The following is a 26,938-nucleotide window of genomic DNA, read 5'->3' on the forward strand; positions in this document are numbered from 1 at the left end:
ATTCTTCATTTGTTAAAGGAACAGGACGAATGGTTTCCCAGAAGGAATCTTCCTTTTTGTTGGCATTTTCTTCAAATTTTAAAACTTCTGCAGTAAATGTTTTCTTTTCGAATTGTTCTTTAAATTCAAAATTAGAATATACATAAGTGAAATTTCCTGAGATATTAATGCCTAACATTCCGGCTTCAAAATCTATAGTTTGTGTATTTTTTGCCCAAATTTTATTTTTATTATTGAAGCTGTAACTTTGTTTTAAAGTCAATTTGTTCAACGCCGGATTTTGCATTTGACTTCCTTTAATGGATAAATCAACAGCATAAATAGCATAAGTATCATCAACAATATAAATATAACCTTCCATTGCTGGTTCAGAATTTCGCTTTGGCGTAACTTTTATTTTATTGATTACTTTATTGTTTTCATCGGCAAACGAACCATCAAATTTGTATCTATAATAATTAAATGCGCCATCTGCAATTGGTGAAATCACTTTTACATCAAAGTCTAAATAGTTTTCATAAAAGTCGAAATTGGCTTGAGCTGCGTTGTTGAAACTAAAGCCGTTATCATTTCCACTAACTTTTGAAGCTACAATTACTTCTTTTAATTTGTCTGGTTTTTGAAAGGTGATTTTCGATACAGTTTCTGATAAATACAATATTCCGCTTCGAGTAGAATCGATTATTTCATCAAAAAAATCTAATTTCTGACCCATAATTGTTTTCGGAAGATTTTTTACTCTAAAGATTCCACGTGAGTAAAAATCGGCATTATATTTTGAGGTCTTTGCTGAGTTTTCTTTACGATTTGCAATAGCATTTCTAATGATTTCGTTTGCCGGATTTGCCTTTGGATCAATCACAACGTCATTCAATTGAATGTCTTCTTCTGTAAGTTGCACATCAACTATTTGAGGAAATTTCTCTGCTTCAACAATTTTCTTTTCGGTTTTATAACCTAAATATTGGTACAGAACTATGTGTTTTCCAGGAGTTCTTACATTCAATTCATACTTTCCTTGTTCGTTGGAAGTGGTGCTTGTGTAAGTGTCTTGAAGATAAATGTTAACAAAAGCCATCGGATTTCCTTTAGAATCGGTGATGGTTCCTTTTATCTGTGCGAAACTAGAAATGGCAATAAGAAGGAATAGTAACGTAAAATTTTTTTTCATTGGATTGGTTTACTTGGATGGTTTTTAATACTGCGGGTTTTATTTATAGACGATTATTGTTGTGAAATGGTTGCATTGCTTTTGGATATATTTTAAAATCAAAGTTTTATAAAACTGATTGCAATGCCAATTCATAACTTTTCATTCCAAAACCAATAATTACTCCTTTTGCGTTTGGTGAAATGTACGATTGATGTCTGAAAGATTCTCTCGAAAATGTGTTGGAAATATGAACTTCAATTACAGGAGTTGAAATTGCTTTAACGGCATCACCAATTCCAATAGAAGTATGTGTGTAAGCGGCAGCATTTAAAATTATAGCATCAAATGAAAAACCGACTTCTTGAATTTTAGAAATCAGCTCACCTTCAATATTACTTTGAAAATAATGTAAATCTACAGACGGATATTTAGATTGTAATTGTTTAAAATAATCTTCAAATGTTTCACTTCCGTAAATTTCGGGTTCGCGGTTTCCTAGAAGATTTAAATTCGGACCATTGATAATTAGTATATTCATGTGGGTTTGGTTTATGTAAAAATAAAAAAACCGCTCTAATAAAGATGCGGTTTTGCAAAAGATTATGATTTTTTTTGTTAGAACATAAATCCAACAGAAGCTTGAATAACACTATTTTTTACATCGGCATCACGTTTTGCCTCAGTTAGACCAAGTCCGTATCGTCCTTGAACAAAAAAGTGTTTGCCAAATTTATAACTTAAACCGCCAGCTACAGCAAAATCAAAGGAGTTGGAATCATTGGCATCAACTTCATTTCGTTCACTTAATAAGAAAGAGGCTTGCGGACCAAGTTCAAGACTTAAATCATCGGTTAAATAAAATTTTGCCAAAACTGGAATAGAGATATAACCCAATTCGTTTTTAAATTGCTCTCCTAAATTTTCAATTTCTGCACCTTGAGTAGAGTAATAAAGTTCTGGTTGAAGAGCGAAGTTTTCAAAAATTTTAATTTCAGAAACCAATCCAGCATGGAAATTAGTTATTGCATCAGTGTTGTCATCAGATCCAGTGTAGTTGGCATAATTGATTCCGGCTTTTAAACCAAACTTTAGCATTTGTGCTTGCATGGAACCAATTGAGCCTAAAAGAACAGCAAATAAAATTACTTTTTTCATAAAATTTCAGTTTTATATTAAGGTTGTAAAAATACATTATTATTTAGTTATTAACGAATTGATGTTTTTTTTATTGCGCTTAGCGTACTGAAATTAGTAGTTGTTAATAACTATGTTGATAACTCAAATACGCGTGGTGTTTAACATAAAAAGTATTCCGTGTAAATTTGATATATTAATTTTAAACAAAACAAAACATGAAAAAAATTATTTTAACAGCAGCTGCAGTATTCGCATTCGGATTTGCAAATGCACAAGAAAAAGAGGGTTCAGAAGGATTTGCTAAAGGTGATGTATTTGTATCAGGTGCTATCTCTTTAGGTTCTTCAAAAACAGGTGATTTTAAGGCTAATTCATTTGAAGTTGCTCCAAAAGTTGGATACTTTGTATCAGAAAACATTGCAGTTGGTGCATCTCTGGGTTTTAATTCACTAAAATTAGATGACGGTTTTGATGATGCAAAAAATTCTGGTGTTGGGTTTGGTGCTTTTGGACGTTATTATTTTACTCCTGCAAGTAAATTTTCTTTATTTGCTGAGTTAGGTGTAGATTATACTACAACTGATGAAGAATTTGATACTGAGGATGGTACTGTATTTGGTTCTTCTTTTGAAAGTAAAGAGTTAGGTTTAGGTTTAGGTTTAGGAATGAACTATTTCGTATCTTCTAATTTCTCTATTGAAGCTGGTTTAGCTGTTTTAGGATATACATCTAACGATAATGGTGGTGATGGTGCTGAAAAAACTAATACTTTTGCTTTAGGTGGAGATTGGAGAGCAGTAACTTTCGGAGTTAACTACAAATTCTAATCTAATTTTTAGATTTTAATATAAAACCTCACTTCGGTGAGGTTTTTTTTATACTTAACTAGTTTCAGAATCTTTCCAATTTCAGAATTTTTCCAATATATTTGAATAATGAATTGGAAAACCTTTATTAAAAGCTATCAGTCCTATTTAAAAATTGAAAGAGGATTATCAAAAAACACCATTGATAATTATACTTTCGATATTGAGCGATTGTATCTCTTTTTGCAAGAAAATAGTTTAGATTATTCTCCTTTAAAAATATCCGAAGAAATTATTCAACAATTTATTTATTCGGTTTCAAAAGAGGTGAATGCACGTTCTCAAGCTAGAATCATTTCGGGGTTAAAAAGTTTTTTTTCTTATCTTATTTTTGAAGATTATCGAACTGATTCTCCAATGGAATTGATAGAAGCACCTCGTTTAGGCAGGAAATTACCCGATACTTTATCTGTAGATGACATTGATAATTTAATTGCCGCAATTGATTTATCCAAACCTGAAGGCGAACGAAATAGAGCCATGCTCGAAACTTTGTACGGTTGTGGATTGCGTGTTTCAGAACTTATATGTCTTAAAATTTCTGATTTGTTTTTTGAAGAAGGTTTTATCAAAATTACAGGTAAAGGAAATAAACAACGTTTTGTACCAATAAGCGAGATTACGCAAAAATATATATCGTTATATCGAAAAACAATTCGAAATCATCTCACAATTGTGAAAGGTCATGAAGATACTTTGTTTCTTAATCGAAGAGGAAAACAACTTACAAGAGCAATGATTTTTACAATTATTAAAGATTTGTCTGTTAAAATTAGTTTGAATAAAGGTATTAGTCCGCATACTTTTCGTCATTCTTTTGCGACACATTTATTAGAAAATGGCGCCGATTTACGAGCTATACAATTAATGTTAGGTCATGAATCTATTACTACTACAGAGATTTATGTGCATCTTGATAGAAAGCACCTAACGCAAATCATGAATAGTTTTCATCCAAGAAAATAAGCAACCTAATGTTAAATTTTTCATAAGTAGAATTCATTCTACAGCTTTATTAATCAAGATGTTAATATTATCATTTTATTTGTAGAAATTAATTTAACCTAAGAGTTATGATTTCTCAAATTGACTATTTTTCAAGTAATAAATACGATGATTGTGTTGTAGACGAATTAAGAAATCAGTTTGCAATTGAAGCATCAGGAATTGGTGTGTGGGATTGGAATTTGGTAACTAATGAAGTTTTTTATTCTGCAGAATCATTAAAGATATTAGAAATCAATGGAAATGAGTCTTCCAATTTTGGCAGTCCAGAAAATTGGGATGAATTGGTGCATCCTGAAGATAGAGAACTCTATTTTAAAAATATTCAATTGCATTTTGAAGGAAAAACAGAACATTACGAAACTTGTCACAGAGTTTTATGTAATGGTAAATACAAATGGATATTAGACAAAGGTAAAGTAGTAGAAAGGGATGAAAATGGAAATCCTGTTAGAATTATAGGAACTCACACCGATATTTCAGATCAAAAAGAGAAGGAGCAAATTTTGTTAGATGCTTTAAAAGTAGTAAATAATCAAAATAATAGATTGCTCAATTTTGCGCACATAGTTTCTCATAACCTTAGGAATCAATCAGGAAATATTAGTTCATTGGTTAACTTGAAAGAAGCCGACATGGTTGATGAGGACGAGTTCTTCTCATATATCAGTACAGTTTCGAAAGAGTTATCATCAACAATAGAAAACCTTGTGGAGTTAGTTCGAGTTCAAAATGATGTGAATGATGATAAGGAAATGCTCAGCGTAAACAACTATTTAGGTAAAGTTCTAAATATTTTAGTAGACAATATTCATAAAAACAAAATCAATATAATCGATAAAATTGATAAAAATTTTAGTGTGAATTTTAATAAAAGTTATTTAGAGAGTATTTTATTAAACTTGACGTCCAATGCTATTAAATATTCTGATAGAAATAAAGAAGCGTTTATTGAGTATACACAAGAAGTAATTGATGGCTATTCTGTTTTAGTGGTAAAAGATAATGGGATTGGCATTGATTTAGAAAAACACAAAGATGAAGTTTTTGGACTTTATAAAACGTTTCATAAAAACGAAAATTCAACCGGAATTGGACTTCACATAACAAAGAATCAAATAGAATCGATGGGAGGAAAGATTGAAGTGGAAAGTAAAGTAGGCGAAGGAACAACGTTTAAAGTATATTTCGTTTAATATTTGTATTGTTTTTTGGTTAATTATACAAATTGAAAAGCCGTCTAAATTTTAGACGGCTTTTCGCTTTATAAGAATTTGATAAACCTTATTTTGCAATATTTACTGCACGAGTTTCTCTAATTACTGTAATTTTTACTTGACCAGGATAAGTCATTTCTGTTTGAATTTTTTGTGATATGTCAAACGATAAATTAGAAGCCATATCGTCGCTTACTTTTTCACTTTCTACAATAACACGTAGTTCACGTCCAGCTTGAATAGCATAAGCACTTTTTACACCATTAAATCCAAAAGCAATTTCTTCAAGATCTTTTAAACGTTGAATGTAAGAATCTAATACTTGACGACGTGCGCCAGGTCTAGCTCCAGAAATAGCATCACAAACTTGAATGATTGGCGATATTAAATATTTCATTTCAATCTCGTCGTGGTGTGCTCCAATTGCGTTGCAAACTTCTTCTTTCTCACCATATTTTTCAGCCCATTGCATACCTAATAAGGCGTGAGGTAAATCACTTTCTGCATCTGGTACTTTACCAATATCGTGAAGTAAACCAGCGCGTTTGGCTAATTTTACATTCAATCCAAGTTCGGCAGCCATAATTCCGCAAAGTTTGGCAACTTCTCTTGAGTGTTGTAGTAAATTCTGACCATAAGAAGAACGGTATTTCATTCTACCAACAATCTTAATTAACTCAGGATGTAAACCATGAATTCCTAAATCGATAACCGTACGTTTACCAACTTCAATAATTTCATCGTCAATTTGTTTGGTAGTTTTAGCAACAACTTCTTCAATTCTTGCTGGGTGAATTCTACCATCGGTAACTAATTTATGTAATGACAAACGAGCGATTTCTCTTCTCACAGGATCAAAACATGATAAAATAATTGCTTCTGGAGTATCGTCAACAATAATTTCTACACCAGTTGCAGCTTCAAGCGCACGAATGTTTCTACCTTCACGACCAATGATTCTACCTTTTACATCATCCGATTCAATATTGAAAACTGAAACGCAATTTTCTACTGCTTCTTCAGTTCCAACACGTTGTATTGTTGAAATAATAACTTTCTTAGCTTCTTGAGCAGCAGTAAGTTTGGCTTCTTCAATTGTTTCTTGAATGTGCGCCATTGCTTTGGTTTTTGCCTCAGCTTTTAAACTTTCTACCAATTGTTCTTTGGCTTCTTCAGCAGATAAACCAGAAATTACTTCCAATTGTTCTACTTGACTTTTGTGCATTTTTTCAACTTCTTGATGTTTTTTATCAAGAACTTCAATTTTCGAGTTGTATTCTAATGTTTTAGCTTCATAATCCTCGTTTACTTTTTTAGCTTTCGATAATTCGCTAGAAACCTGAGATTCTTTGTCTCTTATTCTTTTTTCAACTTCAGCCATTCGTTTGTCTTTGGCTAAAATTTCTTTTTCGTGCTCTGATTTTAATTCTAAAAACTTTTCTTTTGCTTGTAAAAGTTTGTCTTTTTTAATGTTTTCAGCTTCTAAGTTTGCATCTTTTAAAATAGATGTTGCTTCCTTTTTTGCGTTCTTTATTAGATTAGAAACATTGCTTTTTTCGAGCATTTTTGCTACTGCAAAACCTCCTGCAAGTCCTACTATCACGCCGATAATTATAGATAATATGTCCATGGTTGTTAAAAAAATTTATATATAAAAAAAACCTACATTAATTGCTTGTATAAACTCGTAAGGACAAGTTTTGAGCTAACTCGCTGTTCAAGTTTCCCAACTGAATGGGCTTACTATAGAAGCGAAGATTTACTCATTTTAATTTGTTAGTGTTGAGTTTACCAAAAATGAACTAATGTAGGCAGTATTTTTAGCTTATTTAAAAGAACGTGTTTTTTGTGATTTTATTTGTTGAGATAGTCGTCTAGCAAACTATTTAATTTTGATAATCGTTCGATTGATTCTGAACCATCAATGGCATTTGAAACATTTTTTTGTTCTAATTGTGATGCAAATTGTAAAGCGCACATGGCCAAAACATCTTGCTTATCTCTTACAGAATAATTTTCTTCAAATTGCTTTATCATTACATCAATTTTCTTAGAAGCGCTTCTCATTGCCTCTTCCTGCGACATATTTACTGTTAATGGGTAAACTCTGTCCGCAATTGATATTTTAATTTTAAGCTTTTCATCCATAGTTTTAATCTGCAAGCTGCGCTATACAGTAATCAATTTCACGAATTAATGAATTTATTTTTAGCTTCGTATCTCTTTTATAATCTTCACTGCCCAATAATGAATTCGTCATTTTTAGCGTTTCATAATCTTTTTTTAGCGTTTCAACCGCTGTATTTTGATTTTGAAATTCTGTAGCAGAAACCTTTAATTCTTGTACCAACGCTTGATTTTTTTGTTCCAATTCGTTGATTCTTGCAAACAACTTTTGGATTTTACTTTCAAGAGTTTCAATTATTTCTACAATCTCACTCATTCACGACTCTATTCATTACTTTATCATACAAATTTATAATTCCTAATCTATTAAACCAATATTTTTTGTAAAAAAGTTGATTTATTTTTTGTGTTGGGTCTAATATTTTGTTTAGTAGTTAGTTATATTGAAGATTTTAACATTTATTTTTGAACTTAAGAACTTTTTTATATTTTAGCCAAAAACCATTTTAGCCATGAAGAAATTATTAATTTTTCTATTATTTACAGTATTTGCAACTGCACAAAGTAAATATCCAACCGATTATTTTAGATCTCCATTAGATATTCCGTTGCAATTGTCTGGGAATTTTGGTGAATTACGTCCAAATCATTTTCATGCAGGTTTCGATTTTAAAACCAATCAACGCGAAGGATTGAATGTGTATGCAGTCGCAGATGGATATGTTTCTAGAATAAAAGTTTCAAATTCTGGTTACGGAAAGGCTATTTATATAACGCATCCCAATGGTTTTACATCGGTTTATGGTCATTTGCAAAATGCACTAGGTGTAATTGATGAAAAAATTAAAGAAACTCAGTATAAAGAACAAGCTTATGAGGTAGAAGTTTTCTTAAAATCTGGTGAGTTAGTTGTTAAGAAAGGCGACATAATTGCTCTATCTGGCAATACTGGAGGTTCAGAAGGTCCGCATTTGCACTTTGAATTTAGAGATTCTGCTACAGAAAAAATTATAAATCCGATGTTTTTTGGGTATGATAAATTAATTCCAGATACTAAAAAACCTGTTGTTTCGGCACTTTTAGTATATCCAATTGATGAAAAATCTATTGTAAACCAATCGCAAAGACCTGTAAGTTTGAATTTATCGCTTCAAGCCGATGGAACGTATTTATCTGAAAAAGTTTTGGCAATGGGAAAAATTGGTTTCGGAATAAGTGCTCACGATATTGACAATGTTTCGTACAACAACAACGGAACTTACAGAACCGAATTATTATCAAACGGAAAAACAATTTTTGGATATCAATTTGATGAAATGATTTTTGATCAAGCGCGTTATATCAATTATTTTATCGATTACAAGCGTTACAAATCCATGCGTCAACGTGTTCAAAAAATGTTTGCTAAAAATCCTTATCCGCTAAGTAATATATTTTCTCACAGTAACAATGGTATTTTTGATATTTCTGCGAACTACAATCAAATAAATCGATTGGAAGTATCTGATTTTAAAAATAATAAAACCATAATCACAATTCCAATAGAATATTCGGTTCAAAAAACGACCTTGGTTTCTGATGTTAAAAAGACACCCTATTTTATAAAATACGATCGTGAAGCCAATTTTGAAAAAGAAAATGTAGCTGTTTATTTTCCTGAGAAAACATTTTATGAAGATTTCTATTTGAATTTTGATGTGGCCAACAATGTGCTTACTTTACACGAAGATCTTGTTCCGGTTCATTCTAATTTTACTATCTCAATTGAAGACACAAAATCAACTGAAAAAGAGAAAGAAAAAATGTTTATCGCTTCGGTTAACGGAAATAAATTAAGCTACATTACAACAAAATTAGTAGGAACTACGTTCTCTTGTAAAACTAGAAGTTTCGGAAAATTTACATTAGCAAAAGATACAACTGCGCCAAAAATCACTATTGCAAAACCTGTTGAAGGTAAGTGGATTACTAATCAAAAAAGTATCAATTTAACCATTTCAGATGATTTGTCGGGTATTAAAACCTTTAATGGATATTTAAATGGAAAGTGGGTTCTATTCGAATATGAATCAAAACTTAAACGAATTACACACGTTTTTAAAGACGAATTTTTGCTTGAAGGTAACAACAAATTGAAAGTTGTCGTGACAGATAATGTCGGAAATTCTACTATCTTTGAAACTCAATTTAATAGAAGTCAAAAAAAATAAATATTGAAAACAAAAAATAACCTTTTAAGCCTGATTTTCATTTTATTCAGTTGCATCACATTTGCACAAACAGCCAAAATTACTGGAGTCGTTGTAGATGTTAATGAAAATCCTGTTCAAGGTGTAACGGTGAGTTATCTTAATAATTCTACAATAACTACAAAAGAAGGATTTTATGTAATTGAAATTCCAGCCAATAAAAAAGTAGTTTTAGTGTACACGCATCCTGTTTTAAAAAGTATCACAGCTCCGTTTCAATTAAAACAATACGAAATTTTAGAGTACAATCCGATAATGAGTGTTGAAGAACAACTGACCGAAGTTGTCATTACTGGCGACAGAAGAAGAGTAGAAGGTATCACCAGCATTTCATCGGATGTTGTTAGAAAAAATCCAAATCTTACTGGCGGAATTGAAAGCGTTATCAAAACATTACAAGGTGTTTCTTCTAATACAGAATTGAGTTCGGCTTATTCTGTTCGTGGAGGAAATTATGATGAAAATCTAGTTTATGTAAACGAAGTAGAAGTGTATCGTCCATTTTTAGTTCGTTCTGGTCAACAAGAAGGTTTGAGTTTTACTAATGTAGATTTGGTTCAGAATATCGATTTTTCTGCTGGTGGTTTTCAAGCTAAATTTGGCGATAAAATGTCATCTGTTTTAGATATTACTTATCGAACTCCGAAGCAATTTGGAGCGACTTTTGAAGCCAGTTTCCTTGGTGGAAGCGCATCTTTAGATTTAATTTCTAAAGATAAAAGATGGACCGCAATCACCGGAATTCGTTATAGAGACAATTCGCTTTTGGTAAATAGTCAAGAAACACAAACTAATTTCAGGCCAACATTTGTTGATGTTCAAACGAATATAAACTTCAATATGTCTGACAAATGGCAATTTAGTTTTCTAGGAAATGCTTCTCAAAATAAATACAACTACCAACCTTTAACACGTCAAACTAACTTTGGAACTATTAGTGATCCAATTGCTTTGTTAGTGTTTTATCAAGGGCAAGAGAATGATAAATATCAAACTTTATTCGGTGCTTTAAAAACGACGTACGTAGGGTCAGAAAATTCAACTTACAAATTTATTGCTTCGGCATATCATACAGTTGAACAAGAATATTATGATATTGATGCAGCGTATTCGTTGGGTGAAGTAGATACAAATATTGGTTCAGAAACTTTTGGAAATGTAGCATTTAGTCGTGCGATTGGTTCTCAATTAAATCATGCGAGAAACGATTTGGATGCGTTAATCATCAATGCCGAAATCAAAGGAACACACAATGCAAAGAAAAAATTCCAAATAGATTGGGGTTTAAAATATACTCGTGAAGACATTCGCGATAGAATAGTAGAATGGGAAGTGATTGATTCTGCTGGGTTTTCTATAAATCCGCCTATTATTGATATTCCTGTAAATGATCAACCTTATAATCCGTATGTTGGTCCGTTAGTGCCTTTTCAAGATGTTCGTGCTACCAATTTTGTTACCATCGATCGTTTTTCTGGATTCGCACAATTTAATACTAAAACGAATATTGGTTCGAATCAATTGAATATTAATTTTGGTGTAAGAGCACACAATTGGTTGGTTTCTGGAGATAACATCAATGATTCTAAAAGTCAAACCGTATTTTCACCAAGAGCACAATTTGCATTAAAACCAAGTTGGAGGAATACTGATATGTTGTTTAGATTCTCAACCGGATTTTACTATCAACCGCCATTTTACAGAGAACTTCGCGATTTAAATGGAGCCGTTAAACCCAATGTAAAAGCCCAAAAATCGGTGCATTTTGTTTTTTCGAATGATTATAATTTTACACTTGGAGCTGACAAGAAAAAATTCAAATTGGTTTCTGAAGTTTATTACAAATCAATGGATGATGTAAACACCTACACATTAGAAAATGTTAGAATTCGATATAGAGCAAACAACGAGGCAACGGCTTATGCTTACGGATTTGATGCTCGTATAAATGGAGAATTTGTAAAAGGAACCGAATCGTGGTTTAGTTTTGGCTATTTAAAAACCGAAGAAAATCAAAATGGTAGAGGAAATATTGCTCGTCCAACAGACCAACGATTGAAATTTGGAATTTTATTTCAAGATTATATGCCAAACATTCCAAATGTGAAATTGTATTTGAATTTGGTTTACAATACCGGTTTACCAGGAGGTTCGCCTTCTTATGCTGATGTGTATCAATACCAAAGTCGTCTTAGAGATTACCGTCGTGCCGATGTAGGATTTTCGTATGTATTTACAGAAAGAAATGACGAAAGAGCCGATGGACATTGGATGAAACGTTTTCAAGATTTATCACTTGGTTTAGAGATTTTTAATTTATTCGACAATCAAAATGCCATAACAAATACTTGGGTTCGTGATGCTTATACTAAAAATCAATATGGAATTCCGAACTACATGACTACGCGTGTTTTTAATTTGAAACTCACGGCGAAATTGTAGAAATATTCACTATTTTTGAATAAATAATAATTTACGAATGAAAAATTTCTCAACATACTTAATACTTTCATCAATTTTACTTTTGGTAAGTTGTAAAGAAGAACCTAAAACGCCGAAAGTAATTTACGACGCAACAAATAAAGAACGATCACAACAAAAGATTGATACTTCTAAAATTTTAGTTGCTGATTTACCAATTCAAATGGAAGGAACTTCGGTTTTATTGTTTCCAATTGGTGAATTTAGTGTAGCAAATGGAAGTTCTAGAGTGAAATATGCAGGTTCAGAAAGAGAGAGTTTTGTAGTTTCCAATTCAAGTGAATATGAAATTACAGGTTATTTAAGTAACTTCAAATTTCAACAAGTTGGATCTGATTCATTAACTGTTTTAACCGATAAGCCAGTTTTAATTGAACGAGTGACTTATTTAAAAACATTGGCTGACAAAACCAAAAAACAATTTCTTGTTTACGTTTTAGAAGATATGGATTCTAACAAAGACGGAAAATTAGACAGTAACGACATCAAAGATTTATACATAAGTGATATCACCGGAAGTAACTTCAAAAAACTTTCAACAGATTTTCAAGAATTAATCGATTGGAATATTATTGAGTCGCAAAACAGATTGTACTTTAGAACCATCGAAGACATCAATAAAAATGGTGCTTTCGATAAATCAGATAAAGTACATTATCACTATGTAGATTTATTGGATAAGGAATTGAAAGTTATTGAGTATAATCCGATTTAATTGATTTCTAACTGTCCGGTTTTAACCATATAGAACAGAACGACAATTGTTGCAATTATTAATGCTGCAAAAAACACCATTGTTGCTAAGAATCCAAATAGTAATAATCTCAAAATGACGTTTCCTATTTCATGCTTTTTATACAATTGTAAGTAAAGCCAAATGGTTACTCCGTATACAGGTATTGAAATTAAACTAGAAAAGGTTAGCAAATATTTTGGGTCAATTAAATACATTAAAGGAATTGTAATTAATCCAATGAGTAACCTTTGAGCAGATGCAAAACAATTAATTATAATGTTTTCAACATAATTATAACCATATTTTTTGAAGGCAAGCCATGAGCATAATGAAAATATTGGAAGCAAGGCAAGTTCTACTAAAGCATAATGACTGAAAATCCAATTTATTATTTTTGGCATTTCAGTAGCAACAATATTTTTAACATCATTTTTTGGCATGAAGGCTTTATAATCAATTTTTTGAGAAAGCAGTCCATTCAAACCGGCAAGTACAAAAACTAACAAAATAGGTTTGTAATGTTTTACCCTTTTGCCCTCAAGATATTCTCTAACGCTATCTCCTGGGCGAGTCAACAATTCCTTTACACTAAATAAAAAACCTTTATTTATATGTAAAAATGTATACTGTAATTCTTCTTTAACGAAATGCCAATTTAATCTTATGGTATTGGTTTTTTGTCCGCAATTAGAACAAAAGTTTCCTTCAAATGTATGTTCGCAGTTCTTACAAAGATGGTGGTGCATAGTTATAGTTTATAAAGTTCGAGTATAAATCCAAAAATATTTTTAGTTTTTGTTTGTTCAAAAAGTGCTTCACCATAAAGTAAATAAAAAATCACTAAATAATTTATGATGTGAAATACATTCAAGAGGATAAAATTTAAAAGATAAGTTTTCCAGTTTTTCATTCCGAAAACTAAATTTAGGTGCCAAAAAAGTAATATAAAAGTGATTACTGCAACTATAGAATCAAGCAATTCTTTGTGCAATATTAATAAAAAGTAAATAGGTGAAATTATAATTTGAATCACAAAAATCAATCCATGGAAGTATAGAAAGAAGACAATTATTTTTGCTAAATTAAATCGTTTATGATAAAAAATCCAAATCAAAAGCACTTGAAACGGTAAGAGAATTAAGGTTTTAAATTTAGTCATGTCAAACACATAACGTCCCATTTCATTGAAACCATTTGGATTATCTGCCAATCTCACATAATCTTCATAATCGTAAATTTTGTTACCTATTAAGAGTAAAATTGTGGCGGTGATCAAGAAAAAAGTGACCGGACTAAAATAGGTTTTTCGTTTCCCTGAAAAATACCCAAAGTAAACTCTTTTTGGATGTGTGAATAAATCTTTGATTAGTTTTAAAATTCCGCTATCAGTATGCGTTAATGAATGCCATAATTCGTGTAAAAAATCGTGCATTTTTAGTTCGCCAACACTAGACTTTTGTCCGCAATTGAAACAAAATTTCCCTTCAAATGGAGTTTTGCAATTAGTACAAATCATATTTATTTAAATACTGTTTCAAGTTCTACAATTTCAAAATAAGGATGGTTTTCAAAAAATTGTCGTAAAATATTGGTATGAGCTGCACCAAATAGTACCAAAATTACTTTATCATTCTTAATGTCAATAGTACGAAGAATATTATTATAAATTTTCAAATTTCGGTCATAAAATGATAAGGTAAATTGTTCGCCAGTAAAATCGTCATTCTCTCCATAAGCCATTGCATAATGTAGATAGTCGTATTGATTGGCTTGGCGAGCATAAGGAGAATTAAGTTGGATATAATATTCAGGTAAAGATGTCTCTGAAAGTTTTTTCAATTTTTCGGTAAAGGGATACGGAACTTCAAAAAACGAATCAGGATTTGGTTTGTCATCTTTATGTTTTTGTTCGTATTCATTCATCGGATTATAATCTAAAATCTGACGATTATCCGCTGCAATAATTGGAAGATTGTTGATTTTTCCTAATCTAAAAGCCACTTGAACTTCTTCACGTCTCAATAAAACAGAATCTTTTAATGAGCCATTTTTGTACACATTATATAAACTATCCGATTTTTTTTGATCTCGAAAATCAGTTTCTATAAAAATTTTTTTCACACCAAACGCATTCAGTTTTGATGTCATAAAATCCAATTCTTTTTGTCTTTTTTCTGAAAATAAATCCTTAAAACTGGTTGAATTTCGGTCTCCAGTTGCTCCATAATGAAAAGTTCCCATTAGGATAATTTTGATTTTTTCGTTTTTAGTTTGAGCGAATGAGGTTATACCGATAAGTATAAAAAGTAGTATTTTTTTCATAATGAAGTCAATAGTTAAAATGAAACTCCATGATAAAATAATTCGAAAATAATTCGAAAATTTTAGAAGTATATGAAGTTTCTCTTCCTATATTTTAAAACAAACAACTCATTACAACTTTTATTGAGTAACAACGATTTTGATAACTAAATTTATCATGATAATTATTTTTATGTAAATGTAACTATTGTATTTTAATAAAAATTGTAAAAATGTAATCTTATACAAACAACCAATTTACTTCTCCATTCTCCTGAGATGAAATGTTTTTGAAGAATTTTTTGGGAGTTAAACCTGTTAATGATTTAAAATCTTTTATCAAATGCGACTGATCGTAAAAAAGCATATCATAACTCAAAGACGTTAAATTGTTTTTTGTTTGGCTATTTATTTGAGATTTTAAAGCTTCTCTAAATCGTTGAATTTTTTTAAAATCGGATGGCGATTTGCATAAGTTTGATTCAAAATGTTTGGTTAGATTTTGGCGCGTTGTATTATGTTTTTTAGCCAAATCTGAAATGGAATAGTCTCTCTGGGTATCTTTTAAATCAATAATCATTTGATTTAAAAAAGGATGCTGAAAGTCTTTTAATTTTGACAACCAATAATTTTCAATCAATTCTGTTTTTTTGTCTAAATCATTTTCTTTCAATATGGAAGAAAAAATTTCTTTGTAATCGTCAAAAGGTATAAAGTTCGAAAAAAAATCATTGGTGTAATGGCATAATGATTTTTCTAAAAAAGCATTGAGACCAAGCGGTTTGAAATAAAATGTTATTTCATTAATATTTCCTTCATAGCTCAATTTAATTGGTTTTTTTGTAATGGCAAATTAAGTCGGAGCTTAATGGAGTTCCTTTTTTCTCTTTAACAATAACTTTGCTTTCGGAATAGATAACTTCAGAATTTTCAATTATTGAAATTATACTATAGTTGTTGGGGAACGTATAATATTCTAAAGGTAAATCAGATTTTGAATTCGTCAAGAAGTAATATCCTTCAATGTACTTTTGAAGAACTTCATTTTTCGGCTTAAAGAATTTAATTTCCAATTGGTGTGAAATATAGTTACGTAAAATTAGATAAATTTGTGAAACATAAAAGTTAAAACTTACCGAATTGTAACTAATTCTAAATCAAAATATCGCTTTCCAAATCAGATTTTTCTATTTCAAAATCAAATCCGAGTTTGTCAACCAATTCGATAACCAATTTTTTATACCAGTTTTCAGATTTTGGATGAATGTATATTTTTTCGATTAATTGGTCAATATCAACTTCAATTTTCAATCCGTCGTTTATTTTAATTTCTTGTTCCGATAAATCTGCAATAATTCGAACCTCACGTTCATACTGAAAACTTTTGCGTTTAAACAAGAAAGGGAAGAACATATCGTCAAACGGAATGTACTCTTTTTTGTAGTCGATATAATTTACTTCACCAATATATTGATTAAAATCTTTCTCAACATCCATCGCTTTTTGCAATCGACCAATTGTGGATTGAATTGCCAAACCTTCGCTGTTTTGTGTGAAAATCTGCCACATGGCAAACGATTCATATTCGTTAATATGCCAACTGCTAATTACTACTTTCTCACGATGCGATTTGTAATAATTTAAAAATTCTGGATTGTTTACAGACAGTTTTTTGATTTCCTCATACGTTGGTTCGCTGAAAGTTCCTTCGTATTGATCTTCAAATTTATCCGATCGTGACATGAACAATTTTCGGGAAAGTAACAAATCCAAGAATTTCGATAAGTCCAAGTATTTCCAAACAATAGTATTTGGATCTTCTGGAAGTGTAATATTTGGATTGTTTTTGTACATAAAAAATTTTAATAAAAGTATGAAATTAATTTAGCTTTTTAATGGTTCTACTTATAAAAATGCCAGCGATTAATCCGGGTAAACTCCAAACTAAAACATCGGGTAAGAAAGTATTGTTTACCACTAAAAACGCTGTCAGTGCAGCAACATAAGCTCCAGTCATTCTCCCAATGTGATTTTTTAACCAATACATTTTATCAGTAACTTTTCCAGAATAAGCTTTGTAATCGGTGTAACATAATCGCAAACTAATAGTACCAAATAATAGTAAAACTAATCCAAATAATTGTGAGTGTAATAGTAATCTTATTCCAAAATAGAGAAAAGCTAAGCTTGCTAAAAGCATTGATATAGTTGCAATAGTATCTACAAATTTGGGTTTTTGGCCAAGATGTACTTTTTTTAAATCAATCATTCTATAGCCAGAAAAGGAAAGGTAAATCGTGAAAACGCCAACAATAAATAAGAATAAATTGGGATGTTCATACGATAAATAAAAGGCACAAAGTCCGGTTAAAATCATAGCAAGAGTGAAAATTTTACCAAGATTCTTGTGTAAAACATCACCTTTTTTTCGCACTAAAATAAAAGATCCTAAAATTAATCCGGTTGCGCCAAATACTATATGAAGTATTAAAATGATTTTGAACAGCATGGTTAGTAGTTTTAAATTAAAAAGTTGAGTAAATGTATTAACATCGTACTCAACTTTTAATTTTTTGTAACCCAACTGTCGTATAATCAGTATGAATTGTAAGTTTTAATTACTCAAAACTTTGCATCATTACCAATTTAGAATAATTTCCGTTTAAAGCAAGAAGTTCGTCGTGCGTTCCTTGTTCTACGATTTTACCTTTATTCATCACCACAATTTTATCCGCTTTTTGAATGGTAGAAAGTCGGTGTGCAATAACAATGGATGTTCTATTTTGCATCATATTTTCTAAAGCAACTTGAACGAACTTTTCACTTTCAGTATCCAAAGCCGATGTTGCTTCGTCCAAAATCATAATTGGTGGATTTTTTAAAACTGCACGAGCAATAGAAAGTCTTTGTTTTTGTCCGCCCGAAAGTTTGTTTCCGCTGTCGCCAATGTTGGTTTCGATACCGTTTGGTAAATCTTTTACAAACTCGTAGGCATTTGCAATTTTTAATGCTTCAATGATTTCGTCATCGGTTGCATCCTGTTTTCCAATTCTAATGTTTTCTTTTATTGTTCCGTTAAACATGATGCTATCTTGCGTAACCAAGCCAGTTAGAGCGCGCAGCGATTGCATTGTTATGTCTTTTATGTTGTGTTTGTCAATTAGAATTTCACCTTCATTAACATCATAAAAGCGCGTTAATAAATTGGCAATAGTACTTTTTCCAGAACCAGATTGTCCAACCAATGCAACTGTTTTTCCTTTTGGAATTGATAATGAAAAATTCTTTAAAACTGGTTCGTCATTGTAGGCAAACGTAATGTTTTTTAATTCAATGTTTTCAGTGAATTCTTTCAATTCTAACGCATTATCCTTATCAGTAATAGTATTTTCAACTTCTAAAACTTCAAAGACACGTTCCGCTGCAGCCAATCCGTTTTTAACTTGATATGAAGCTTTTGAAATTGCTTTTGCTGGAGTTAAAATATTGTAAGCCAAAGCAATGTAGGAAATGAATAATGAACCATCTAAAGATTTTTCAATCAACACTAAATTTCCTCCATAAAAAAGTAGAACAGCAATAACAATGATCCCAAGAAATTCTGACATTGGCGACGCCAAATTGTTCTTCTTTCCAATGCTATTCGTTAATTTATATAACTGATTTACTGAATTATTAAATGTTTGCGAAAAAAAACTTTCAGCATTGTAGCTTTTAACCACTTTCAATCCAGATAAAGTTTCTTCTACTACAGAGATTAATCGCCCATTTTCTTGTTGTGCGCGTGCAGATTTTCCTTTAAGCGATTTTCCAATTTTAGAAATAATAAATCCAGAAATTGGAATGAATATAAATACAAATAAAGTAAGTTTCCAACTTATGTTAATCATTGCGATTAACGAAAAAATTATTGTAAGAGGTTCTTTTACAATAAGTTCTAAAACCATGAAAAATGAATTTTGAACTTCATTAATATCACCCAACATTCGCGACATTATATCGCCTTTTCTTTTTTCAGAATAATAAGGAATAGGTAGTTCAACAATTTTTTTGAACATTTTTTCACGTAAATCTCTTAGAACACCAGTTTTTAATTTTGTTAAATGTTGTAAACCTAGATATCCAAACAAATTTTTAAATAAAAATGTAGTAACTACTAAAGAAACCGTCAGTAATAACGCGTAATTATCACCGTAAGTTTCGGAATAATAATTCACATAATAAAAAAGAGTATCGTTTAGATAAGAATCAATTGTTGTAATTCCTTTATAGACAGGTAATTTGGTTATTTTTTCCTCATTCCCAAAAAGAACTTTCAGAACCGGAAAAATCATCACCATTCCAATTGTTCCAAAAAGAGCATATAAAATATTGTGAATAACGTTCCAAACTACGTTATGCTTATATTTTTTTGCAAAAGGAATTATTTTTTTTAAATTTTCATCCATTAGATCAAATTCATTCCAGCGATTATATTTTTAATTTTTTCGTCTAATTCAGCCTCAACTGATTTAGCATTTTCAGTCGAATCTAAAGTAGTATTTACACTAAAATAGAACTTAATTTTTGGTTCAGTTCCACTTGGACGAGCGCATATTTTAGAACCATCTTCTAGGTAATAAATCAAAACATTAGATTTTGGAATATCCAATGTTTCAATTTCACCAGAAAACATATTTCTAGAAGTCGAATTATCATAATCTTCAATACAAACCACTCGTTGTCCATCAATTTCAGAAACTGGATTTTCGCGTAAATCAATCATCATCTGATTAATTTCTTTCAATCCGTCAATACCTTTTTTGGTTAATGAAATTAGGTATTCTTTATAAAATCCGTGATCAACATATAAATTTAAAAGTTCTTGATATAATGTACTTCCAGCAGCTTTTGCTTGAGCAGCAATTTCGCAAACCAATAGGGTAGCGCCAACTGCATCTTTATCTCGAACAGCATCACCAACCATAAATCCGAAACTTTCTTCGCCGCCACCAATAAATTTCTGATTTGGAAAATCTTTAATCATTTTGGCAATCCATTTGAAACCGGTCAATCCAACTTTGCATTCTACACCATAAGCCGATGCTAATTCTTGCATCATCGGTGTTGAAACAATTGTTGAGCCAATAAACTCGGTTCCAGTAATTTTTCCAGCGCGTTTCCATTGTTCTAATAGAAATGCTGTCATGATAACCATAGTTTGGTTTCCGTTTAGTAAAACCATTTCACCTTCTGTATTTCTCACGGCAACGCCAACTCTATCAGAATCTGGATCGGTTCCAATAACAATATCAGCATTTGTTTTTTCGGCTAATGCCAATGCCATCGTCAATGCTTCTGGTTCTTCTGGATTTGGAGATTTTACCGTTGGGAAATTTCCGTCTGGTTCGGCTTGTTCAGCAACAATATTTACATCAGTGTACCCAGCTTTTGCCAAAACACTCGGAATTGACTTAATCGAAGTTCCGTGTAACGACGTATAAACTATTTTTAAATTTTCTTTAGCCAATGTTGGCGTATTGAAACTACAATTTTCTACTGTAGATTTTTCAAAAGCAGCATCAACTTCAGTATCGATGTATTCTATTAAATTTTCGTTAGCTGCAAACTTAATTTCGTCATAATTCAACGCTTCAATTAACTTAATAATTTCGCCATCTTGCGGTGGAACCAATTGTCCGCCATCTTGCCAGTATACTTTGTATCCATTGTATTCTGGTGGATTGTGCGAAGCTGTTAAGACAATTCCGGCATGACAATTTAAATGTTTTACAGCAAATGATAATTCTGGTGTAGTTCGCATTTCATTAAATAAATACACATGAACTCCATTAGCAGAAAAAACATCGGCAACTACTTTCGCCAACGTGTCACTGTTATGACGACAATCATAAGCAATCGCCACTTTCAATTGTTCACCAGGAAACGTTTTTGTCATGTAATTAGACAAACCTTGCGTGTTTTTTCCTAACGTATATTTGTTAATTCGGTTGGTTCCAACGCCCATAATTCCGCGCATTCCGCCAGTTCCAAACTCCAAATTTTTATAAAAACTTTCTTCCAATTCTTTCGGAGAAGAAGTCATCATTTCCTTAATTGCATCTTGTGTAGATTCGTCAAATGTTGGTGTCAACCACTCATTCACTTTGTCCAAAATAGTTTGTTCAATTTGCATATAATTATTTTTATTTGAAGCTAATCCTGCTTTCCATTTCAATCTTTTCCTTTTTAAAGAAAAAAGAAAAAGGATTTCCATTGCAATCAGGGCTAAGCCAATTTGTTAACTTATTTGTTTAATCAAAGGTTGTTTTAAATTTGTAATCTTACATTTTCAAAACCAAATCAATTCTCAGAGTCTATAAATTTACTTCGGTAGCAACTTTATAACGTTCTTCATTGTTTTTTGTTCTAAGAATAATCTCGCCCAAAAATCCTGCAAGAAACAACTGTGTTCCAATAACCATAGCTGTTAAAGCAATGTAAAACAACGGATTATTAGTTACTAAAATTGTGTCGTAACCATTATACAATTTAAATAGTTTGAAAAATATTATAAAACCAGTTGAAACCAATCCAAGTAAAAACATCAAAACACCAAACGCACCAAATAAATGCATCGGACGTTTTCCATAACGTGATAAAAACCAAATGGTTATCAAATCTAAAAATCCGTTAATAAAACGACTCATTCCAAATTTAGATTCACCATATTTTCGAGCTTGATGAATAACAACTTTCTCACCAATTTTTCCAAAACCAGCATTTTTAGCCAAAACCGGAATATAACGGTGCATTTCTCCCGAAACTTCTATGTTTTTGATAACAATATTCTTGTAAGCTTTCAATCCGCAATTAAAATCATTTAAGTAAACGCCGGAAGTTTTTCTCGCAGCCCAATTAAATAATTTTGATGGTAAATTTTTAGAAACAACAGAGTCATAACGTTTCTTTTTCCAACCAGAAACCAAGTCAAAATTTTGTTCAGTAATCATTTTAAAAAGACCCGGAATTTCATCTGGACTATCTTGCAAATCGGCATCCATAGTAATAATGACATCACCTTGAGCTTTAGCAAATCCAGCATGTAACGCTTGCGATTTTCCGTAATTTCTTAAAAATTTGATACCTTTTACATTACTATCTTTTTGTGAAAGTTCTTCTATGATTTGCCAAGAAGCATCAGTACTTCCGTCGTCAATAAAAATAACTTCATACGAATAATTGTGTTCCTTCATGACTTTGTAAATCCATGAATGCAACTCGGGTAACGATTCTTGTTCGTTTAATAATGGGATAACTATAGATAAATTCATTTTAGAAACCTTGATTCGGTTCTTTTTTTATAATTGCTCCAATTATTAACGAATATATAAGTCCAATAAAGGCATACATTACTATAGTAGCTGGAATAGCAATAGCAGGATTAGCGAATTTTTTCATCATTGAAATACTCATTTCAATTTGCTCTTGTGTCATTTCTGGATTTTTTTCAATCATCATATCAGCCACTTTATCATACATCTCATTCATGTATTCTGGTGAAATAAGATTAAATATAACCGAAAAAATACTATATAAAACGGCTGCAATGATACAAACGGTAACTCCAATTTTCAACGCATTCCCCAATGTTAAAAATCCATCATTCAGTTTCATTTTAAAGTCATTACAACTAATGTAGATGAATAATATAGGAAGAACTAGAAAATTTAGAACATTCATAATTGTTCCAAATGTTGGGTTTGATGCAGGATCTACTTTAAAGGCATAACCAAGAACAAATTCTAAAATCATTATTGCTCCAAAAAGCACACCATACGTAATTCCAGACTTAGCAGGAGAAGTATTTTTTTCCATATTTACAAGATATAATTAATCTACAAATATAGTAATAATGGTATTAATGTTTGAAAAATAATTTTGTAGTTTATTAGAAAAAAAATGCAACTAAACATTTGAATTATAAAAAATAGTTGTATTTTTGCACACTCAAATAAAAATAATAATTAAAAGTCGTAGCCAGTTGATACCTTTTAGTGTAAAAGCTTCACAACAAACTACTTCATTAACAAATAAAAGATTTACAAGATGAAACAAGGAATTCACCCAGAAAATTACAGATTAGTTGCTTTTAAAGACATGTCAAACGAAGATGTTTTTATTACTAAATCTACAGTAGAAACTAAAGAAACTATCACTCACGAAGGAGTTGAATATCCAGTTTACAAAATGGAGATTTCTAGAACATCTCACCCATTTTACACAGGTAAATCTAAACTTATTGATACTGCAGGACGTATTGATAAATTCAACAGCAAATACGCTAAGAAAACAAAATAATTTATTTTTTAGTCGTTCAAATTTTATTAAAACCTCGAATTTATTCGGGGTTTTTTTATGTAACAAACTTTTGTAACTTTGTACAGATAATGGATTTCATTGTCGCTCTAAGTACAGACAATGCATTGCATTGTCTCTAACAATATACATTATGAATTATATCTTATTTGACGGAACCGTTAGAAACGCACTTTTACCATTTACATTTACTCGACCTGTTGCAGAAATCCGTGTTGGAATTCTAACTATTCGTGAAAAATGGGAGAAATATTTAGGTTATACAACTACAACTTTAACCGAAGAATACCTTTCAGAAAAATACCCAATGGTAGAAATGGAAGACAATGTAATGATCAACGCTTCTTTTTTACCCAACGATATTTTATCTGAAATGGTGAGAAATTTGGAGAAAAATCAAGCTATTTTTAAAGGTGATGAAGTAATTGCGTTTTACACCAATGAAACTCAAGAAGAAGTAGATTTTGATACTTATGAAATTATCGAATTCAATGAAGATTGCATCACAATTGAAAACACTTGGGATATTTTTGCCAAAAATGATATTGCACTACGAGAAGATTTCGAATTAATAACAGACGATAGAACATCGCAACCTATTCCAAAATCCGTAAATGTAATTGCGCCCGAAAATGTATTTATCGAAGAAGGAGCAAAGCTAGAGTTTGTGACTTTAAACGCTTCAACCGGACCAATTTATATAGGTAAAAATGCAGAAATCATGGAAGGTTCAGTTATCCGCGGACCATTTGCTTTATGCGAATCTGGAAGAGTGAAATTAGCGTCCAAAGTTTATGGCGCAACAACCGTTGGACCACATTCTGTAATTGGTGGCGAAGTAAGTAATTCGGTTCTTTTTGGTTATTCTAATAAAGGTCACGACGGATTTTTAGGAAATTCAGTTCTTGGAGAATGGTGTAATATTGGTGCCGATTCTAATAATTCGAATCTAAAAAACAACTACGAAGAAGTAAGACTTTGGAGTTATGAAACAGAAAGTTTCGCCAAAACCGGACTTCAATTCTGCGGATTAATGATGGGCGATCACAGTAAATGCGTAATAAACACAATGTTCAATACTGGAACTGTTGTTGGAGTTTCAACTAATATCTTTGGAAGTGGTTTTCCTAGAAATTTTGTACCAAGTTTTTCTTGGGGTGGCGCTTCTGGATTTGCAACTTACTTAACCAACAAAGCATTCCAAACGGCTAAAATTGTGATGGCAAGAAGAAATGTAGAATTTTCTGAGGAAGAAGCTAAAATTTTAGAACACGTTTTCGAAGAAACTAAGAAATATAGAAAAGAGTAATTTTTGTATAAATTATTTAACCGCAAATTCGCAAATTTTATAATTAATTTGCGAATTTGCGGTCTTTTGTTTTCAAGCGTTTTATAAATAGAAATTTTGTCCGTAAATTTGCAAACTCAATTTTTTGACAACGATTTCATTAATTGAGCTTACTTATGGAAAACAGAAAAAAAGTCGCATTCTACACTTTGGGATGCAAATTGAACTTCTCAGAAACTTCAACCATTGCGAGAAATTTTCAAGACGAAGGTTTTGATAGAGTTGATTTTGAAGAAGTTGCCGATATGTACGTGATTAACACGTGTTCGGTTACAGAAAACGCCGATAAACAATTCAAGCAAATAGTTAAAAAAGCCATGAAACTCAACGATAAAGCATTCGTTGCTGCCGTTGGTTGTTATGCGCAATTAAAACCAGAAGAATTAGCTGCAGTTGATGGAGTCGACTTAGTTCTTGGTGCTACAGAAAAATTCAAAATTACTGATTATATCAATGATTTGTCCAAAAATGACATGGGCGAAATTCATTCGTGCGAAATTGAAGAAGCCGATTTCTACGTAGGAAGTTATTCTATTGGTGACAGAACGCGTGCGTTTCTAAAAGTGCAAGATGGATGCGATTACAAATGTACGTATTGCACCATTCCATTAGCTCGCGGAATTTCTAGAAGTGATGCTTTAGAAAATGTATTGAAAAATGCTTACGAAATTTCGCAACAAGGTATTAAAGAAATTGTTCTGACTGGTGTAAATATTGGCGATTACGGAAAAGGTGAATTCGGAAATAAAAAACACGAGCATACTTTTCTAGATTTAGTAAAAGCTTTAGACGAAGTAGAAGGAATAGAACGTTTGCGAATTTCTTCCATAGAACCAAATCTTTTGAAAAACGAGACCATCGATTTTGTTTCAAAAAGTAGAACATTTGTTCCTCATTTTCATATTCCGTTGCAATCTGGAAGTAATGAAATTTTGGGTAAAATGAAACGTCGTTACCAACGTGAAGTTTATGTAGATCGAGTGGAAAATATCCGAAAAGTAATGCCACATGCATGCATTGGTGTTGACGTAATTGTAGGTTTTCCGGGTGAAACAGATGAGCATTTCTTAGAAACCTATAATTTCTTGAATGAATTAGATATTTCGTATTTACACGTTTTTACCTATTCTGAAAGAGATAATACTGAAGCGGCAACTATGGAAAATGTAGTTCCGATGAATGTTCGTTCGAAAAGAAGTAAGATGCTTCGCGGATTATCGGTTAAAAAACGTCGTGCCTTTTACGAAAGTCAAATTGGAACCAACAGAACCGTTTTATTTGAATCAGAAAATAAAGAAGGTTACATTCACGGATTTACAGAAAATTACGTAAAAGTAAAAACACCTTGGAATCCAGAATTAGTCAATACTTTACACGAAATTAATTTAACACGAATAGATGAAGATGGAAGTGTGAGGTTGGAATTTCAAAACGAAAAATCCCAAATTCCAACTGTTTAGAATTGGAATTTGGAATTTAAAAATTTGGAATTTCTAATATTTGTAATGAAACCGAATCTTAGTAATCCTAAAAACAGTTTCACTGTATTGTTCGATAAATTCAAATTTGTTTCTGCCTGGTTGTTTGAATTCGATGATTCGTTCACCTGAAATTTCGTAGTACATTCCGTTTCCTTCAAACATGAATCGCTTACCATTGGTTCGATAAGCTGAACGAGTAAATTCAAATTCCGATAAATTCCAGGTTGTCAAATTGGCGTCTAAATCTTCAATGTCAGAATACAAACCTTCTGTAATCTCGGTTTTGCAACCATAATATTTCTGAATAGTTTCAAAAAAGGAAAGAATGTTATGATTTAGTTCTTCAGAATTCATTTGATAAAGATAAAAAATAAAATTCCAAAATAAAAATTCCAAATTCCAATAACATAGACTTGGAATTTGGAATTTTTAATATCTGAAATCTGCAACCTGAAATCTGAAATCTGCAACCTGAAATC

26 protein-coding genes and 1 other RNA gene are annotated in these 26,938 nt (G+C 31.3%); 9 read left to right on the forward strand and 18 right to left on the reverse strand.

The window, feature by feature from the left end; genetic code table 11:
• From DIU01_RS00090 to DIU01_RS00100, 3 genes are all read right to left on the reverse strand, one after another.
• Positions 1-1,171 (reverse strand): DUF5686 and carboxypeptidase regulatory-like domain-containing protein (locus DIU01_RS00090; protein ID WP_290831232.1); only part of this gene is annotated, 1,171 nt, incomplete at its 3' end.
• 106 nt (positions 1,172-1,277) lie between these two features.
• Positions 1,278-1,691, reverse strand: coding sequence for a type II 3-dehydroquinate dehydratase (aroQ, locus tag DIU01_RS00095; RefSeq protein ID WP_290831233.1), 414 nt, complete (start codon positions 1,689-1,691; stop codon positions 1,278-1,280).
• Positions 1,692-1,768: 77 nt separating this feature from the next.
• The gene (locus tag DIU01_RS00100; RefSeq protein WP_290831234.1) at positions 1,769-2,308 is read right to left on the reverse strand and encodes a porin family protein; all 540 of its coding nucleotides are present in this window, start codon (positions 2,306-2,308) and stop codon (positions 1,769-1,771) included.
• A 197-nt stretch (positions 2,309-2,505) separates the two neighbouring features.
• Between DIU01_RS00100 and DIU01_RS00105 the strand changes: the two genes are divergently transcribed.
• The 3 genes from DIU01_RS00105 (at position 2,506) to DIU01_RS00115 (ending at position 5,357) form a co-directional block, all read left to right on the forward strand.
• Entirely contained in the window at positions 2,506-3,117 is a 612-nt protein-coding gene (locus tag DIU01_RS00105; RefSeq protein WP_290831235.1) for an outer membrane beta-barrel protein, read from the forward strand.
• Positions 3,118-3,225: 108 nt separating this feature from the next.
• Positions 3,226-4,122, forward strand: a complete 897-nt coding sequence (xerD, locus tag DIU01_RS00110) for a site-specific tyrosine recombinase XerD (RefSeq protein WP_290831236.1) — start codon at positions 3,226-3,228, stop codon at positions 4,120-4,122.
• 107 nt (positions 4,123-4,229) lie between these two features.
• On the forward strand, positions 4,230-5,357 hold the full coding sequence (locus tag DIU01_RS00115; RefSeq protein WP_290831237.1) for an ATP-binding protein: 1,128 nt from the start codon (positions 4,230-4,232) through the stop codon (positions 5,355-5,357).
• Between the two features lie 88 nt (positions 5,358-5,445).
• On the opposite strand, the gene rny is transcribed toward DIU01_RS00115, so the two are convergent.
• The 4 genes from rny to DIU01_RS00135 form a co-directional block, all read right to left on the reverse strand.
• Positions 5,446-7,008, reverse strand: a complete 1,563-nt coding sequence (gene rny, locus DIU01_RS00120) for a ribonuclease Y (RefSeq protein ID WP_290831238.1) — start codon at positions 7,006-7,008, stop codon at positions 5,446-5,448.
• Positions 7,009-7,059: 51 nt separating this feature from the next.
• Positions 7,060-7,166: non-coding RNA, 6S RNA (ssrS, locus tag DIU01_RS00125), on the reverse strand.
• Positions 7,167-7,232: 66 nt separating this feature from the next.
• Positions 7,233-7,526, reverse strand: coding sequence for a cell division protein ZapA (locus DIU01_RS00130; protein WP_290831239.1), 294 nt, complete (start codon positions 7,524-7,526; stop codon positions 7,233-7,235).
• A gap of 4 nt (positions 7,527-7,530) precedes the next feature.
• A complete protein-coding gene (locus DIU01_RS00135; protein WP_290831240.1) occupies positions 7,531-7,821 on the reverse strand; it encodes a hypothetical protein in 291 nt (96 codons plus the stop codon).
• Positions 7,822-8,017: 196 nt separating this feature from the next.
• Here DIU01_RS00135 and DIU01_RS00140 point away from each other — a divergent pair, with 196 nt between their 5' ends.
• The 3 genes from DIU01_RS00140 to DIU01_RS00150 are packed head-to-tail and all read left to right on the forward strand — an operon-like array spanning position 8,018 to position 12,950.
• Positions 8,018-9,715: a M23 family metallopeptidase gene (locus DIU01_RS00140; RefSeq protein WP_290831241.1), complete on the forward strand. Its 1,698-nt coding sequence runs from the start codon at positions 8,018-8,020 to the stop codon at positions 9,713-9,715.
• Between the two features lie 3 nt (positions 9,716-9,718).
• Positions 9,719-12,196 (forward strand): TonB-dependent receptor plug domain-containing protein, encoded by a 2,478-nt coding sequence (locus tag DIU01_RS00145; protein ID WP_290831242.1) that lies wholly within the window; start codon positions 9,719-9,721, stop codon positions 12,194-12,196.
• 37 nt (positions 12,197-12,233) lie between these two features.
• Entirely contained in the window at positions 12,234-12,950 is a 717-nt protein-coding gene (locus DIU01_RS00150; RefSeq protein WP_290831243.1) for a hypothetical protein, read from the forward strand.
• Here the strand turns inward: DIU01_RS00150 and DIU01_RS00155 are convergent.
• The 10 genes from DIU01_RS00155 to DIU01_RS00200 all read right to left on the reverse strand — a co-directional run bounded on the left by DIU01_RS00155 (position 12,947) and on the right by DIU01_RS00200 (position 23,129).
• Positions 12,947-13,717 (reverse strand): DUF3667 domain-containing protein, encoded by a 771-nt coding sequence (locus DIU01_RS00155; protein ID WP_290831244.1) that lies wholly within the window; start codon positions 13,715-13,717, stop codon positions 12,947-12,949. The two genes, DIU01_RS00150 and DIU01_RS00155, sit on opposite strands and share 4 nt — an antisense overlap.
• A 2-nt stretch (positions 13,718-13,719) precedes the next feature.
• Positions 13,720-14,403, reverse strand: a complete 684-nt coding sequence (locus tag DIU01_RS00160) for a DUF3667 domain-containing protein (protein ID WP_290831245.1) — start codon at positions 14,401-14,403, stop codon at positions 13,720-13,722.
• A gap of 86 nt (positions 14,404-14,489) precedes the next feature.
• Positions 14,490-15,293, reverse strand: a complete 804-nt coding sequence (locus tag DIU01_RS00165) for a DUF5694 domain-containing protein (protein ID WP_290831246.1) — start codon at positions 15,291-15,293, stop codon at positions 14,490-14,492.
• 220 nt (positions 15,294-15,513) lie between these two features.
• Positions 15,514-16,098 (reverse strand): AraC family transcriptional regulator, encoded by a 585-nt coding sequence (locus tag DIU01_RS00170; protein ID WP_290831247.1) that lies wholly within the window; start codon positions 16,096-16,098, stop codon positions 15,514-15,516.
• Positions 16,099-16,424: 326 nt separating this feature from the next.
• On the reverse strand, positions 16,425-17,126 hold the full coding sequence (locus DIU01_RS00175) for a hypothetical protein (protein ID WP_290831248.1): 702 nt from the start codon (positions 17,124-17,126) through the stop codon (positions 16,425-16,427).
• Positions 17,127-17,151: 25 nt separating this feature from the next.
• A complete protein-coding gene (locus tag DIU01_RS00180; protein ID WP_290831249.1) occupies positions 17,152-17,781 on the reverse strand; it encodes a DUF2306 domain-containing protein in 630 nt (209 codons plus the stop codon).
• A 109-nt stretch (positions 17,782-17,890) separates the two neighbouring features.
• Positions 17,891-19,720, reverse strand: a complete 1,830-nt coding sequence (locus tag DIU01_RS00185; RefSeq protein WP_290831250.1) for an ABC transporter ATP-binding protein — start codon at positions 19,718-19,720, stop codon at positions 17,891-17,893.
• The gene (locus tag DIU01_RS00190; protein ID WP_290831263.1) at positions 19,720-21,447 is read right to left on the reverse strand and encodes a phospho-sugar mutase; all 1,728 of its coding nucleotides are present in this window, start codon (positions 21,445-21,447) and stop codon (positions 19,720-19,722) included. Before DIU01_RS00190 ends, DIU01_RS00185 begins: the two co-directional genes overlap by 1 nt.
• Positions 21,448-21,628: 181 nt before the next feature.
• Positions 21,629-22,585, reverse strand: coding sequence for a glycosyltransferase family 2 protein (locus tag DIU01_RS00195; RefSeq protein ID WP_290831251.1), 957 nt, complete (start codon positions 22,583-22,585; stop codon positions 21,629-21,631).
• Position 22,586: 1 nt separating this feature from the next.
• Positions 22,587-23,129 (reverse strand): DUF4199 domain-containing protein, encoded by a 543-nt coding sequence (locus DIU01_RS00200; protein WP_290831252.1) that lies wholly within the window; start codon positions 23,127-23,129, stop codon positions 22,587-22,589.
• A 231-nt stretch (positions 23,130-23,360) separates the two neighbouring features.
• On the opposite strand from DIU01_RS00200, the gene DIU01_RS00205 reads away from it, so the two are divergent.
• From DIU01_RS00205 to mtaB, 3 genes are all read left to right on the forward strand, one after another.
• The gene (locus tag DIU01_RS00205; RefSeq protein WP_290831253.1) at positions 23,361-23,612 is read left to right on the forward strand and encodes a type B 50S ribosomal protein L31; all 252 of its coding nucleotides are present in this window, start codon (positions 23,361-23,363) and stop codon (positions 23,610-23,612) included.
• 151 nt (positions 23,613-23,763) lie between these two features.
• Entirely contained in the window at positions 23,764-24,939 is a 1,176-nt protein-coding gene (locus DIU01_RS00210; protein ID WP_290831254.1) for a GlmU family protein, read from the forward strand.
• Positions 24,940-25,094: 155 nt separating this feature from the next.
• On the forward strand, positions 25,095-26,438 hold the full coding sequence (gene mtaB, locus DIU01_RS00215; RefSeq protein WP_290831255.1) for a tRNA (N(6)-L-threonylcarbamoyladenosine(37)-C(2))-methylthiotransferase MtaB: 1,344 nt from the start codon (positions 25,095-25,097) through the stop codon (positions 26,436-26,438).
• Positions 26,439-26,471: 33 nt separating this feature from the next.
• On the opposite strand, the gene DIU01_RS00220 is transcribed toward mtaB, so the two are convergent.
• The gene (locus tag DIU01_RS00220; RefSeq protein WP_290831256.1) at positions 26,472-26,813 is read right to left on the reverse strand and encodes a hypothetical protein; all 342 of its coding nucleotides are present in this window, start codon (positions 26,811-26,813) and stop codon (positions 26,472-26,474) included.
• Between the last annotated feature and the right edge of the window lie 125 nt (positions 26,814-26,938).

This window comes from Flavobacterium sp., from assembly GCF_003525665.1.
Taxonomy (GTDB): Bacteria; Bacteroidota; Bacteroidia; order Flavobacteriales; family Flavobacteriaceae; genus Flavobacterium.

Bases quoted from the DNA above. Each gene is read 5' to 3' on its own strand.
- aroQ (WP_290831233.1), bottom strand. From the start codon at position 1,691: ATGAATATACTAATTATCAATGGTCCGAATTTAAATCTTCTAGGAAAC.
- DIU01_RS00100 (WP_290831234.1), bottom strand. From the start codon at position 2,308: ATGAAAAAAGTAATTTTATTTGCTGTTCTTTTAGGCTCAATTGGTTCC.
- DIU01_RS00105 (WP_290831235.1), top strand. From the start codon at position 2,506: ATGAAAAAAATTATTTTAACAGCAGCTGCAGTATTCGCATTCGGATTT.
- xerD (WP_290831236.1), top strand. From the start codon at position 3,226: ATGAATTGGAAAACCTTTATTAAAAGCTATCAGTCCTATTTAAAAATT.
- DIU01_RS00115 (WP_290831237.1), top strand. From the start codon at position 4,230: ATGATTTCTCAAATTGACTATTTTTCAAGTAATAAATACGATGATTGT.
- rny (WP_290831238.1), bottom strand. From the start codon at position 7,008: ATGGACATATTATCTATAATTATCGGCGTGATAGTAGGACTTGCAGGA.
- DIU01_RS00130 (WP_290831239.1), bottom strand. From the start codon at position 7,526: ATGGATGAAAAGCTTAAAATTAAAATATCAATTGCGGACAGAGTTTAC.
- DIU01_RS00135 (WP_290831240.1), bottom strand. From the start codon at position 7,821: ATGAGTGAGATTGTAGAAATAATTGAAACTCTTGAAAGTAAAATCCAA.
- DIU01_RS00140 (WP_290831241.1), top strand. From the start codon at position 8,018: ATGAAGAAATTATTAATTTTTCTATTATTTACAGTATTTGCAACTGCA.
- DIU01_RS00150 (WP_290831243.1), top strand. From the start codon at position 12,234: ATGAAAAATTTCTCAACATACTTAATACTTTCATCAATTTTACTTTTG.
- DIU01_RS00155 (WP_290831244.1), bottom strand. From the start codon at position 13,717: ATGCACCACCATCTTTGTAAGAACTGCGAACATACATTTGAAGGAAAC.
- DIU01_RS00160 (WP_290831245.1), bottom strand. From the start codon at position 14,403: ATGCACGATTTTTTACACGAATTATGGCATTCATTAACGCATACTGAT.
- DIU01_RS00165 (WP_290831246.1), bottom strand. From the start codon at position 15,293: ATGAAAAAAATACTACTTTTTATACTTATCGGTATAACCTCATTCGCT.
- DIU01_RS00175 (WP_290831248.1), bottom strand. From the start codon at position 17,126: ATGTACAAAAACAATCCAAATATTACACTTCCAGAAGATCCAAATACT.
- DIU01_RS00180 (WP_290831249.1), bottom strand. From the start codon at position 17,781: ATGCTGTTCAAAATCATTTTAATACTTCATATAGTATTTGGCGCAACC.
- DIU01_RS00185 (WP_290831250.1), bottom strand. From the start codon at position 19,720: ATGGATGAAAATTTAAAAAAAATAATTCCTTTTGCAAAAAAATATAAG.
- DIU01_RS00190 (WP_290831263.1), bottom strand. From the start codon at position 21,447: ATGCAAATTGAACAAACTATTTTGGACAAAGTGAATGAGTGGTTGACA.
- DIU01_RS00195 (WP_290831251.1), bottom strand. From the start codon at position 22,585: ATGAATTTATCTATAGTTATCCCATTATTAAACGAACAAGAATCGTTA.
- DIU01_RS00200 (WP_290831252.1), bottom strand. From the start codon at position 23,129: ATGGAAAAAAATACTTCTCCTGCTAAGTCTGGAATTACGTATGGTGTG.
- DIU01_RS00205 (WP_290831253.1), top strand. From the start codon at position 23,361: ATGAAACAAGGAATTCACCCAGAAAATTACAGATTAGTTGCTTTTAAA.
- DIU01_RS00210 (WP_290831254.1), top strand. From the start codon at position 23,764: ATGAATTATATCTTATTTGACGGAACCGTTAGAAACGCACTTTTACCA.
- mtaB (WP_290831255.1), top strand. From the start codon at position 25,095: ATGGAAAACAGAAAAAAAGTCGCATTCTACACTTTGGGATGCAAATTG.
- DIU01_RS00220 (WP_290831256.1), bottom strand. From the start codon at position 26,813: ATGAATTCTGAAGAACTAAATCATAACATTCTTTCCTTTTTTGAAACT.